Origin of the sequence: Gilliamella sp. CG35, from assembly GCF_046635745.1 — a bacterium.
GTDB lineage: Bacteria > Pseudomonadota > Gammaproteobacteria > Enterobacterales > Orbaceae > Gilliamella > Gilliamella apicola_I.
Genome location: NZ_JBIDFH010000022.1, coordinates 1 through 13129 on the forward strand (window position 1 = coordinate 1; position 13129 = coordinate 13129).

At 31.8% G+C, this 13129-nt stretch carries 13 protein-coding genes and 2 pseudogenes; 3 read left to right on the plus strand and 12 right to left on the minus strand.

The window, feature by feature from the left end:
- The first annotated feature begins 257 nt into the window (after positions 1 to 257).
- Positions 258 to 503 carry a hypothetical protein gene (locus ACGH4F_RS09270; RefSeq protein ID WP_411590979.1) on the plus strand — a complete coding sequence of 82 codons (246 nt, stop codon included), beginning with the start codon at positions 258 to 260 and terminating at the stop codon, positions 501 to 503.
- A gap of 26 nt (positions 504 to 529) precedes the next feature.
- Here ACGH4F_RS09270 and ACGH4F_RS09275 read toward each other — a convergent pair whose 3' ends face one another.
- The 3 genes from ACGH4F_RS09275 to ACGH4F_RS09285 all read right to left on the minus strand — a co-directional run bounded on the left by ACGH4F_RS09275 (position 530) and on the right by ACGH4F_RS09285 (position 3988).
- Positions 530 to 787: a DUF4365 domain-containing protein gene (locus ACGH4F_RS09275; RefSeq protein ID WP_411590989.1), complete on the minus strand. Its 258-nt coding sequence runs from the start codon at positions 785 to 787 to the stop codon at positions 530 to 532.
- A 433-nt stretch (positions 788 to 1220) separates the two neighbouring features.
- Entirely contained in the window at positions 1221 to 2981 is a 1761-nt protein-coding gene (locus tag ACGH4F_RS09280; RefSeq protein ID WP_411590980.1) for a DNA-methyltransferase, read from the minus strand.
- On the minus strand, positions 2981 to 3988 hold the full coding sequence (locus ACGH4F_RS09285; RefSeq protein ID WP_411590981.1) for a restriction endonuclease: 1008 nt from the start codon (positions 3986 to 3988) through the stop codon (positions 2981 to 2983). Before ACGH4F_RS09285 ends, ACGH4F_RS09280 begins: the two co-directional genes overlap by 1 nt.
- 165 nt (positions 3989 to 4153) lie before the next feature.
- Between ACGH4F_RS09285 and ACGH4F_RS09290 the strand changes: the two are divergent.
- Positions 4154 to 4897, plus strand: a pseudogene (locus ACGH4F_RS09290) (phosphorothioated DNA-binding restriction endonuclease); the annotation flags it as partial.
- On the opposite strand, the gene cobB reads toward ACGH4F_RS09290, so the two are convergent.
- The 3 genes from cobB to ACGH4F_RS09305 are packed head-to-tail and all read right to left on the minus strand — an operon-like array spanning position 4894 to position 7285.
- Complete coding sequence (gene cobB, locus ACGH4F_RS09295) at positions 4894 to 5601, minus strand: Sir2 family NAD+-dependent deacetylase (RefSeq protein ID WP_411590982.1); 708 nt, start codon at positions 5599 to 5601, stop codon at positions 4894 to 4896. The pseudogene ACGH4F_RS09290 and the gene cobB overlap by 4 nt on opposite strands.
- Positions 5602 to 5646: 45 nt before the next feature.
- Positions 5647 to 6462, minus strand: coding sequence for a hypothetical protein (locus ACGH4F_RS09300; RefSeq protein ID WP_267350046.1), 816 nt, complete (start codon positions 6460 to 6462; stop codon positions 5647 to 5649).
- Positions 6446 to 7285, minus strand: coding sequence for a VanW family protein (locus ACGH4F_RS09305; protein WP_267350048.1), 840 nt, complete (start codon positions 7283 to 7285; stop codon positions 6446 to 6448). The genes ACGH4F_RS09300 and ACGH4F_RS09305 overlap by 17 nt, the downstream gene beginning before the upstream one ends.
- Before the next feature lie 147 nt (positions 7286 to 7432).
- Here ACGH4F_RS09305 and ACGH4F_RS09310 point away from each other — a divergent pair, with 147 nt between their 5' ends.
- A complete protein-coding gene (locus ACGH4F_RS09310) occupies positions 7433 to 8134 on the plus strand; it encodes an aspartate/glutamate racemase family protein (protein ID WP_267350050.1) in 702 nt (233 codons plus the stop codon).
- Positions 8135 to 8347: 213 nt separating this feature from the next.
- On the opposite strand, the gene ACGH4F_RS09315 is transcribed toward ACGH4F_RS09310, so the two are convergent.
- The 6 genes and pseudogenes from ACGH4F_RS09315 to ACGH4F_RS09340 all read right to left on the minus strand — a co-directional run.
- On the minus strand, positions 8348 to 8653 hold the full coding sequence (locus tag ACGH4F_RS09315; protein WP_411590984.1) for a hypothetical protein: 306 nt from the start codon (positions 8651 to 8653) through the stop codon (positions 8348 to 8350).
- Between the two features lie 221 nt (positions 8654 to 8874).
- Positions 8875 to 9735 (minus strand): RNA polymerase sigma factor RpoH, encoded by an 861-nt coding sequence (gene rpoH, locus ACGH4F_RS09320; RefSeq protein ID WP_065558060.1) that lies wholly within the window; start codon positions 9733 to 9735, stop codon positions 8875 to 8877.
- Between the two features lie 199 nt (positions 9736 to 9934).
- Positions 9935 to 10897 carry a permease-like cell division protein FtsX gene (gene ftsX / locus ACGH4F_RS09325; RefSeq protein ID WP_411590985.1) on the minus strand — a complete coding sequence of 321 codons (963 nt, stop codon included), beginning with the start codon at positions 10895 to 10897 and terminating at the stop codon, positions 9935 to 9937.
- A gap of 5 nt (positions 10898 to 10902) precedes the next feature.
- A complete protein-coding gene (ftsE, locus tag ACGH4F_RS09330; RefSeq protein ID WP_267360522.1) occupies positions 10903 to 11556 on the minus strand; it encodes a cell division ATP-binding protein FtsE in 654 nt (217 codons plus the stop codon).
- A 9-nt stretch (positions 11557 to 11565) separates the two neighbouring features.
- Positions 11566 to 12489: pseudogene (ftsY, locus tag ACGH4F_RS09335) on the minus strand (signal recognition particle-docking protein FtsY); the annotation flags it as partial.
- A gap of 166 nt (positions 12490 to 12655) precedes the next feature.
- Positions 12656 to 13129 (minus strand): pseudouridine synthase (locus tag ACGH4F_RS09340; RefSeq protein WP_411590987.1); only part of this gene is annotated, 474 nt, incomplete at its 5' end.

Sequence of the window (13129 nt, forward strand, 5' to 3'; positions counted from 1 at the left end):
AGATGTGTATAAGAGACAGACATAATGTTGACTATTTAATAACATCTAATAGTTCTCATTTTATCTGTTATTTTTAAGGATTAAATTAATTATATCTAATATTCTATTTTACTTTACCAACAAATTATTATTTCTACTCTTACTAGTAACAATATTCAATGCTATTCAATACCAACTTAGTGATCTTACCCAATACATAGCAATTCAAAATAGATAATAGATATCCCATTAACCCATTTATTACATGGAGAATGATTGTGTTACATTCTAATGTTTATAACAATAATTCAAGGAATGAAAAATGTGCAATTGCTTATATTGATAAACTTTTTACTCATTATGCAAAACTTTTACCAGTGAGAATTGATTTAGGTTATAAAAGCAATAATAGCGTTAATCAATTAACAACAATGGATAATCATTTACCGCATGCATATTTAAGTCAGGAAAATATCATGACAAACTGGACACACTTATTCAATAAACTAAGATGGAATACTTGAAGTTTTTTAAAAGAAAACGTTTTTTATTAACCGTTATAATATCCGAGCCTTTGATCGAACCTTATATTACACCAATAAACTTCTTCATTCGATAAATTAATAAGAAGTACAAAAACTGAAACAAGTTGCCCAAGCCAATAGTTCAGTGTATTCCAATGAATACCACCCAAACTAAAATTACCTTCTTTAGAAAACTGTATATTTTCAATGCTCTTAATTTGTAAAGCAATTAAATTACCTGTGATAAAGCCATCATCTTTAACAATCTCCACATATAAATCAATGCCATAATCTCATTCTGTCATTTCTCGGATAATCCATTGACTGGGCAAAACTTTTGAAACTATATCGAAAGACCTGCTTTCTTAAATATGTGTTGTAATTCTTTTTGGGAAATCCATATTAACCTTGATAAATATAACGATTACTTGACAGAATAATCCGAACTATAACATTAGAAAATCCGTACTAACAAGTACCGGTGTCCACCAGATGTAAACTAATTTGATCATTACAGCATTATAAATTGACAGAAGATCAGGAGTAACCACTATTGGCATGGAGAAATCTGTCGGATTCACTCAAAACTTGTCTTCTGAAATTGTTAGATCGAGTTTGAGCTATTACGCCTTATATCACAAAATTAAAATAGGCAATTAAATTATAATGTAATATTTTTTAGTTATAGTAGCAGCAAATATAATTTAAAGATACTTATTAACTGGAACTAGTATCTTTGGTATGATAATCTTGATGTATTAGCTGTTCATACTTACTTTTATTTTCAACATCTCCCATCCCAGTTGTTCTTGCGGCAGCAGTGACTTCTCCCCAACTGATAAAATATTCATCAAAAAAACGAATTGGATATTGGCTGTATTTAACAACTTCATCTCGACTGGGGATTTTTTTTAGTTTTTGTGCAATTTTTTTAACTTCTAATTGTAGTGTCTTTTTATCAATTTCATATTTTTGCTTTCTTAGTCGATTAACATTACTATTTTTTGATTGTGGTATTACGTTTTTTCTACCAAAAGGATCTATATTTTTATCTAATTCAGCATGTCGGGTGATTGAAATATCAAAGTATTTTTTTGATAATTCTATGCCAAAATACTTTCTTTTCATTTGCTGAGCACATAAAGTGGTAGTACCAGAACCATTAAATGGGTCCAGGATGACATCCCCTTCTTTAGTATATGTTGAAATGAGTCTATACATCAAAGAAGGGGGTAATTGTGTAGGATGATCAACTCGTGAACTATTATGTTTTAATCTATGAATATCCCACCAGATATTAGTTATATTCTCTTTATAATTAATTTCTTCTTTATTCCTTTTTTTTATGCAGCTATTTCTAACGCAATAAAATTCTTTTGATGTTGTTAAATTAATATTTTCAAGAATATTATTTTCATAAAATGGTAGTTTATTTGGATGGTTTTTTGTAAAACATATAATTGAATAATGTGCAGGCATTATCATGCGAACAGGTACACTAAGGCTATCCCAGATAATCCAATCTTGGAATTTTAATATTTTATTTAGGTGTTTGAAATGTCTAATAGACCATTGAGGTATATTTAAAACCGCTACAGTTTTACCTGGTTTTATTACTCGGGCTAATTCTGAAAGCCAGCTGTTACACCAATCAAAATATTCTTTAATGTCTATGGAATCATTCCAATTCTCATATTTTTTATTGACATTATATGGTGGATCCGCAAAACAAAAATCGATGCTATTTGATGGGATTTTTTTTAATATATCTAAACAATCTCCATTTATGATTGTTGAAGAATTATTACCCAGATAATTAAATGGATAGACTGAATTATTATCTACCTTATTATTTATAGTGCTAATGTAACATTTTTCTTTTATTGATAAATCCACAAAATTAAGAAATTTATAAGGCAATATTGAAAACAAATCCCTTAATCTCTCAGTAACCAGGGATATATCATTATAGTTAATTTCGATATCTCTCCAAACATCAGACATAAGAGTTCCATATTCATGATAAAGATGTTTTTTCCCTCCATAATCTTTTGTTGTTTTTTCACAGAATGGGCAGAAAGTATAAGAAATTCTAGTCTTTGTATGTTGTAAGGGACCCTTATATTTTGTAATAATTGCTAAAGATGCATGTTTTTGAGGTAAAGAAGAAGTACTATTAATTACTTCTTTTAATTTTATACCAATCCATAATTTAAAATATGCGGTTTGTGTTAATTCCGATAACACATTTGCAATAAATTTTGGAGAAGATAGAATAGCTATAGTTGTGTTACTTTCAAGTTTATCAATAAAAGAATTTAGTTCAAATATAGTATCCTGCATATCGGGAATATTTTCATTGTTTTGATAATAAGGATATTTAATAAACCATACATCTTTTATTGAAGAATTTTGTGTAACTAAACTGTCTTTTTTGACTATTTCTAATTTAAAATTCGATTCACTAAGGTGAGACATTATTTTTCCAATGAGTTTAAAAAATTAACTAAATTATCTAATTCTTCTTTCTTAAAAGAAACAGTACAATCGCTAAATTGACATATTGTTCTTAGGGCTGATTGTCTTTCAAAATTTCCAGCCCCATCTATTACATAAGCAATTTTATGTCCATTTGCGTGGAGTAAAGTCTGTCTTGCTTGTGCTTGTCCAGCTTTTCTCTCGATTACACTATTGGTAGTTACTTGAAAACTTACCTCTATAGCACAAAATATGTTATTTGGGGATTTAGCTATAATATCGACTGATAATGAAGTTCGTTCGTTATGACTGACTCCTGGTAATTTATCTTTATTAATCCTCCAATGAGGTAGCTTTTTTTCTAAGTAATCTTTTACAGCATGCTGAGCTAGTTGCCCTAATTTGTTTGAAGTTGCTCCGCCAGTAATTCTGCTAACCCAAATATATCGTTGCTTAACAAATTTTTCAAGTTCTACTGTTTTACCAAATAAAGCACCAATTATACATTTCTCTGATATATCTGTAGGAATATTGTCACTAATTGCACTACCTCCAAATAATAATAACATGCATATATCTTCAATGAGTGGTGACATTTCTATATTTGTTGTAATTTTATCTCCATCGACCGAAAGATTTTTGTTACTCCAATTAATTTTACTAGTTATTGTTTTAAATTCATAAGAATAATTATTACTTTCCCAAGAAAAATGTAATGTACGCCCAATTATAGAAGGAAGTTCTTTTTTAAAACGCATGAGCTTCTCTCCGCCAATATCAGACAAGACCATTAGGTGTTTTAAGAAAAGATTAGCAGATAGAGATTTAGTGTTCTTAAGTGTTTCTTTCCAAATAAAAGGATCTGAATCCGAAATATTTAAGATGCTTATAAACTTATCTTGGGTTTCAATCAATTTAGGAATGACGCTTAAGTCTTTTTCTTGAGTCGCAAGCTCACTGGGCCAGAATTTTAAAGCATTTGATTCGAGTTCATGTAAGTCTCTCATTTTATTTCTCGACAATATTAAAATCAATTAATGTTATTTTATCATAAAAAGGCTTATTCTTTGATTAAGAATTAAATCGCTAGTAAAACCTCAAAAAATATCTAAATAATAAACGAGAAATACTTAGTGATAAACTAAGATATACAATATAAAATCTACTTACATCTATTTAATTATAAAACTGAAATTGAGCAACCTTTGCTTGATCTCTTGATGCGTTTTGGTCCTCAACGTACACATTACTATCCTAATATGCCTTTTTGGCGATTGAAAAATGATGGATTCTGGCAATTAACCAATATTGAAAATTGCATAAATATCAATAATCCAAGTAAAGAATCAACCAGTAAACAGCTAGCCTCCTCACAAGTTTATGGGGGATTTGATGAACCAACCTTTTAATGTCTTATAAAAAATCCATCTGCTATCGATCAAATAGCAGAACAGATTTTAAATCAGCATTTTCCTGAAAGTGTGCAAGAAAATTTAATCAATCGACTTAATTTTAGTTTAACCGATTTTCATCGCCAACGCGATCAAAAGTTCAGACAGTTAGTCTTACGAGCTTACAATTACCAATGTGCAATTTGTGGTTTTGATTTAAGGTATGATTCAGTATCCATTGGTCTTGAAGCAGCCCATGTAAAATGGAAACAGCATGGCGGTCCTTGTGTAGTCAATAATGGTTTAGCACTTTGTTCATTACATCATTCGGCTTTTGATATGGGTATAATTGGGCTTGATAGTAGTTTAAAAATTAAAATATCGAATGGTATTAACAGTAATCAAATTGTCGAAAGACTATTTTGGGATTTTAACGGAAAAGATATTAAGCGACCTAGATCGAAGGAAGATCAATTACATGATCGGTTTGTTGAATGGCATTTGAGAGAAGTGTTTAGGAACTAATGACGATGACCAAAATCGACAATAAATTTTTCAATAAATTTAGGCACAACTTGACTTGCTGGGCCGTAAATTTTGGTTTGAAATAAACTTTCACTTAAACTTGGCTCTAAATTAAGCTCAACAGTTTTAGCCCCCGATTGATTGGCAACTTTTACAAATCCTGCGGCAGGATAAACATTACCAGATGTCCCAATAGAAATGAAATAGTCAGCCTGTGAAAGTGCATCGTAGATTTTATCCATTTGTAATGGGATTTCTCCAAACCATACTATATGGGGGCGAATAAATTTATTTTGTTGATAATCGACATCTTCCAGACAATCGATAATCTGCCCTGTTAGTTCATTGCGCACTTTAAGTAATTCCCCGTGCATATGAATAATATTTTTAGAACCTGCTATTTCATGTAGATTATCTACATTTTGTGTGACCACTAATACATTTTCACTGCCCAATTTGTGTTCCAGTTCAGCTAAAGCAAAGTGAGCTAAATTCGGTTTTACATCAGGACGTTGTAATTTTCTTCGTAGCATATTATAGAAGGAATGAACCGCAATGGGATTACGACTATAACCTTCATAGGTTGCAACATCGTTAACATCATACCCTTCCCACAATCCATTTTGCGCACGGAATGTCGATAGCCCAGACTCAGCTGAAATACCGGCACCAGTTAAAATAACAATTTTAGGTGTTTTGATCATATTTTAGACTCTAGTATTCAAAATTATGCCGATTTAACTAAAATACTACTGACTATATTCCGTAGTAAACATGTTCAACGCGGGTTTGTTCAATTTCTGATACTTGCTATAGGCAGTAGCCACTTTCAATCGAATATTAGCTTTACTTTCGCCTTTTAACCAAGCGTCAATCATAGCGTGCACACTATATGCTTCCGGAGCCATAAGATGCATAGTTAAAATCAAGGGCGAAATCCCCAAACGAGATAACGGCTTCGAAAAATATTTCTGACTTTTACAAGCAAAAACGGCCGCATATCTCGATTTTTGTTGTTCTTGTGCGTCATTTGAAAGTGTTTCCCAACGCCAGCTATCAGGCAAAAATTTATGCCAAGACCATTCCATTAAAGCATTATGACCAATATAAACGACTAAATCAGCTTTACCTCCAGCCGTTATTTTCTTGTTATCTATCGTAAATGATGATTGTTTTTTGCCTGCTGAATATTCTATAAAATCATCAATAGTATCATCTATGTATTTGCCATTATATGCCTGAGCAATCAGATAAACATCTTTGCTTCGATGCTTATATATAATCTCTTCTAATATTTTATCATCATCAGGTTTATTGATTTGTACTACTTGCCACTCTTTTTGTTTACCAAAGTAGGTTTTAAAACCATAGGCCGCCCCCCAATAAAGATTATTTTTTGGATCTTGACCATTACCGATTGCAGCCGGAACTGGTGCAATGCCTTGATACTTATTATCACATAATGCAACAACGACATGAATCACTTTGGGATCAGCAAAACATGAAAAAGATAAAACTAAACACATTAATGGCATTAATAATAGATATTTACTCGTTTTCTTCATTTGTTATCAATTCTCCATTCACTTCGTATTTTACAATTACATTATTTTTATACATCATTTCTGAACGAATACATGCCGGGGCGCCACCGACATTGTTTTTGGTCATGGTGTCTCTCCAGATTTCATTTTTTCTATAGATAACACCTTGCCTTTTAATAAAGGCATGCTGCTTTTCATAAACATGATAGCTGTATTGTCTTTCTTCATCACATAATAGCTCACCTTCTAGTTGGTGCTCTCCAACATGAAGCATAATTTGAAACGTTTTATCGGTAGGATTATAAATAATAAGATCAATATAATTATAAAAAATAGCGGCACCCGAACCAAAAGGCAACACTCGACCATCATCAGGAAAAGGATCAAAGCTATGATTTGCTCGTTCGACTATTTGGAGTTCTGAATGGAGAGCTAACCAATGAATTAGATTACTAATCTGACATATACCACCGCCAATACCGGAACGAGCTACACCAAATGAAAGTTCCATTCCATTCAAAAATCCTCGCTTTTTAGTTGGTTTTCCGACTAATCGGCAAAACGAAAAATATTCACCTGGTTTAATTAAGATTCCATTTAACGAATCCACTGCAATTTTTAGATTTGTGACTTTATTGTATTGAAGCTGAATATCGCTGTTACCCAATCGACGTATTAATTTGGATGTATGTTTTTTATATCGATATGGTAAACGTAAATCATGACTACGTTCTAAGCTATATTGACGCGAAGAACAATACCAGAACAAATGACGAAACAAACGACGCTGATTTACCCTTAACCAATAAAGTAAGGGATGATAACTTGATAACGGTTTAGACATTAATTGTTTTTTATCTTAAATTCCAATAAGATAAATTATAACATTAGTACTATTTTTTGAGAGAAGAGATACATAAACTTTTAATAATAAACTAAAAGATATCTTAAAGAAGTTATATTATGATTTAGTACGTTAAGGATGAATAAAATGAAAACAATAGGTTTAATCGGCGGGATGAGCTGGGAAAGTACCGTGACTTATTATCAAGTTATCAATCAAAAGGTAGGACAATCATTAGGAGGATTACATTCAGCGAAAACACTTTTATATAGTGTCGATTTTCAAGAAATTGAACATTGCCAAGCCAATGGTGAGTGGGATAAAAGTGCGCTTATTTTAATTGATGCAGCGAAAAGGTTAGTGCAAGCTGGTGCAGATTTTATCGTGATTTGTACCAATACTATGCACAAAGTCGCAGATCAGATTCAAGCAGCCATTGATATTCCCATTCTTCATATTGCTGATGTTACGGCACAGCACTTAATTAAAGAAAATATTCAAACCGTTGCTTTGCTTGGAACAAAATATACGATGGAACAAGACTTTTATAAATCAAAACTGATTAATAGAGGTTTAAAAGTGCTGATTCCCGATGAGCAAGGTAGAATGATCATCAATCAAATTATTTATGATGAACTTTGCCATGGTATCATTAACCCTACATCGAAACAAACCTATCTTAATATCATTGATAAGCTAGTTATAAAAGGAGCCCAAGGAGTGATACTTGGTTGTACGGAGATTGGTTTATTAATTTCTCAAGCAGATCACAAGATCCCTTTTTTTGATACAGCTCTGTTACATGCTCAAGAAGCAGCATTAAGCGCAATAAATAAAGGTTGTTTTTAATCCTATAGCAGATGGCAATCTAAATACTTACCGATTGCCTTTAATATAAAATCGCTACGAAAAAATTCTTGATTTTAACTGATGTGAATAATATGCATTTTCAACAAAACTAATTAACTTTTTATTGTGCGCTTTGAAATCAGTTATTATAAGCACATAAAAATTCTTTTGAATGGGTGCGCTAAAGAATCCTTGTTTAATGTTTCATTGAAATTAGTGTTCCTCTATAGCGCCTCGCATCGCAGAATAGGCCGCATTACATTCACCTTTAATCGCATCTGGATTTTTTTCAACCATCTGTCTAAACTCCTCAATACTTTTTTTAACTGACTCTTCAGATTCGGCAGGCAGTTGTGATGTATTTTGTAAATCCAAAATCAATGCAATATAGCGATCACATTCAACTGCACCAGTATCTATTTTGATAGTTCCTAGGTCATGTTTATTTTTTTCATTACAAGCAACAAGATTTGCAAACAGAAAACTTAATAAAATACTTTTAGTAATTTTTTTCAACATTTCTTATTCCTAAATTAGTAAGTCATTTACATAAATATATTTATGCAATATGGTCATAAATAAAGATGGTTTTTTATTTATAACATATTTATATGTTTTTTGGATGAATTTTGATAACAGTATTTTAAACCCCTATTAACTGTAATTTAAAAATTTTATTCATAAAAAAAGCCTTACTGCTTTTCCAGCAAGGCTTATAAAAGTAGCAGTTAACAAAAAGCTTATGCTTCTATCGCAACACGTAGTTTTTTCATAGCATTTTTTTCAAGTTGGCGGATTCGTTCAGCCGAAACACTATATTTATCAGCCAAAACTTGCAACGTTGATTTACTATCATCAGCATCTAACCATCGAGCTTTAATGATATCTTGGCTACGTTCATCTAATTGTGATAAAGCATCATGTAACTTGTCGGTTGCATCATTTTCCCAATTATCATTTTCAATTGATTTAGAGAAATCTGAATTACTATCTTCTAAATATAATGCCGGCGCAACAACTGCGTTATCATCATCATCGCTATCAACATCAAAGGACATATCTTGTGCAGACATACGCGATTCCATTTCAAGCACATCTTTACGGCTAACACCTAATTCATCAGCAACCATATCAACTTCAGCACTATTAAACCAACCCAAACGCTGTTTATTTTTTCTTAAATTAAAGAATAATTTTCTTTGTGCTTTAGTCGTTGCAACTTTAACAATACGCCAGTTTTTTAACACATACTCATGAATTTCAGCTTTAATCCAATGTACTGCAAATGACACTAAACGAACGCCCATTTCAGGATTAAAGCGACGTACTGCTTTCATTAGACCAATATTACCTTCTTGTATCAAATCTGCTTGTGGTAAACCGTAACCAGAATAACCACGGGCGATGTGCGCAACAAAACGTAAATGCGATAAAATTAATTGTCTTGCTGCATCAACATCATCATGATAGTAAAGTCTTTCGCCTAAAGATTTTTCTTCCTCAGCAGTTAGCATAGGATAGGTATTAATCATGCGAAGGTAAGATTCAATATTGCCTTGTGGGATTAAAGCACCTACTTGCATTTTTAAATCAGTACTCATTTAATTCCCCCTTTATTTAAACTTTTTTTGTTGTATTTATTTTTGATTACAACAATATAAAACTTTATACAGTTTTATAACTTTTAATATTAGACAGTTAAAATATAATTTAGTTCACAATTGGGTTTAAAATAAAAAAATATTTATAAAAATATTAATCATCTTTTCTACTTAATACTATTAAGAAGAACTATCTTAATTAACTAATTTTTAAATATCTTTTTGTTGTAATAAGTGATGATAACCATCCTATCACAATTGTAATTAATACAATTAGCAAGACTTCATCCCACAATAACCCTTCTAGTGGAAATACTGTTCCGAATTCATTTGAGACATTTAATATAATAGATTCTATCTGAAAAATAAATATTCCCGATAAAACGACAGAAAATAAAGCACTTATAAATCCAATAAACATTCCACTATACAGAAAAGGGCGTAAAATAAAACCTTCGGTAGCGCCTATTAATTGCATGACAATAATTGTTTGTTTTCGGGCAAAAATACTTAAACGAATACTATTTCCAATAACCAGTGATACTGCAATAATCATAAATATTGCAATAACCCAAACTATTGCCTTAACCATATCAGTTAAAGCAGTCAAACGAGTAAACCAGCTATCGTCTAGTTTGACATCATCGATACCATCAATTTTGAAAATTTCTGATTGTAATTTATGAAGTATTTCTGTCTTTTTTGCTTCTGGTTTAGGAATAATAATTGCTACCGCCGGCAGTGGATTTTCTTCTAATAAATCTAATGCACTACTGAATCCAGACCATGAAATAAATTCTTCTTTAGCATCATCGCGTGAAAGATAATTAACTTTTTCCACCTCTGAAAGAGATTTGATTTTTTCAATTAATTCGTTAGTTTGTTCAGCATTAAATGTCTTGCTTATATATGCCGTTAAATTTGGTGTTGGAGACCACCGATGTGCAGCTTGATTCGCATTTTTCCATAATAAATAGCCAATTGTTGGTAAGCTTATTGAAATTGCTATAACTAAAATTGTCAGTAGTGATGTTAAAATATTTTGTTTAAAATGATTAAAAACATTTTGCCATGCATAACTTATTTGTCTTTTCCAACGACCCAAAAAGTGACTTTTATTTTTAGACGTTGCTTTGGCTGATCTGACATTAGCGTTTATCATTAATATTAGCCCTCTAAACGCCCTTGATTTAAATGAAGTATTCGGTGGTGTTTTCGACGAATAAGCCCAATATTATGCGTTGCCATTAATACCGTTACGCCAGCTTGATTAAATTCTTCAAACAATTTTAAGATATCTTTTGAAAGTTTATCATCAAGATTACCTGTAGGCTCATCGGCTAATAACACACTGGGACGATTAACAATCGCTCTTGCAATCCCTACCCTTTGCTGTTCTCCACCAGATAACTGAATTGGATAGAATTTAGCTTTATTGATTAATCCAACTTTATCAAGCGATGCAGAAACCCGTCGTCGGATTTCTTCAACTGGTTTACCTAAAATGATTAAAGGAATAGCAACATTGTCATAAACAGTATGATCCATAAGTAATTGGTGATCTTGAAAGATCATACCTATTTTTCGCCGTAAAAAAGGCATATCCTGCTTTCGTAACGTTGACACATCAATGTTATTAAGCATTACTTTACCATCATTCGCTTTTTCCAAACCACAAATGAGACGCATTAAGGTGCTTTTGCCTGCACCCGAATGACCTGTTAAAAATGCCATTTCACCTGTTGATAATGTAAAGTTTATATTCTGCAATGCAGGTCTTCCGCCCGAATAAACTTTACTCACATGTTGAAATTGGATCATAGCCTCTCTCTATTCATCTGTTTCATCAAACAGTGCGTTAATAAAATCATCAGCGTTGAAAGGTCTTAAATCTTCAATTTTTTCGCCAACACCGATATAACGGATAGGGATATTAAACTGATCAGCAATACTAAAGATAATACCTCCTTTTGCGGTACCATCTAATTTAGTTAAGGTCATGCCCGTTAATCCAACTGCTTCATTAAATAATTTAGTTTGGCTAATTGCGTTTTGTCCAGTGCCTGCATCAATTGTTAACATGATTTCATGTGGTGCAGTTTCATCATGTTTTTTTATCACTCGAACAATTTTTTTTAGTTCATCCATTAAATGTGATTTGTTTTGTAAACGACCTGCAGTATCAGCTATTAGAACATCAATATTTTTAGCTTTGGCAGCTTGAATGGCATCATAAATAACTGAAGCCGAATCCGCATTAATATGCTGTGCAATTACCGGAATATTATTTCGTTCTCCCCATACTTGTAATTGTTCAACCGCTGCAGCACGAAATGTATCACCTGCGGCAAGCATAACAGATTTACCTTGTTGTTGAAATTGACGAGCTAATTTACCTATTGTTGTTGTTTTACCGACACCGTTAACACCAACCATTAATATCACAAATGGTTTATGAGTTGAAATATCCAGCGGTTTATCAACTCCATTTAATACAGATTTCATTTCTTGCTTTAATAGTTCATGTAAAGCATCAGCATCTTTTAACGCTTTGCGAGAAGCTTGTTGAGTTAAAGCTGAAATAATTTTTTGCGTAGTTTCAAAACCAACATCTGCAATTAATAATTGTTCTTCAAGTTCTTCAAATAAAGCATCGTCTATTTTTTTTCCTCTAAATAAATTTAAAAAACCTGATCCTATATTTTGTTTTGTTTTAAAGAGACTTTGTTTTAGACGAGAAAAAAATCCCTCTTTTTTTTGTTCTACCATAAATAGTTATCCTATGATCATGATAAAGATCATTTTATCTTATTTTAGTATAAAGCCCAATTTATTCAGTACAAATAGATGAATTGAATATATTGATCTAGTTTATTCAAAAATTCTCTACAAAATAGTACTTAATTATCTGCTAGTTATTTTATAGATAAAGATTATTTAGGTTTATTGTTTTCCATTCACCTAAAGGTAAATTATGGCTGAATAAATTATATTGACCTATTTGGACTCTAATCAATCGTAAACATGGAAAACCAACTGCAGCACACATCCTTCGAACTTGTCGATTTTTACCTTCTGTAATAGTGATACTTATCCATGATGTCGGAATAGTTTTACGTTCTCTAATAGGAGGCACTCTTTGCCATAGAAGTGTTGGTTCTTGCAAAATAGTTGCTAGTGCAGGTGCAGTATAAAATTCTTTTAATTGAACACCACGCTTTAATTTATCTATTGCTTGTTGAGTAATTGATCCTTCAACTTGAACCCAATACGTTTTTGGTAGCTTAAATTTTGGTGAACTAATTTTAGCTTGTAGTTTACCATCGTTTGTTAATAAAAGTAATCCTTCACTGTCAGTATCTAATCGTCCAGCAGGATAAAATTTGGGTAATGA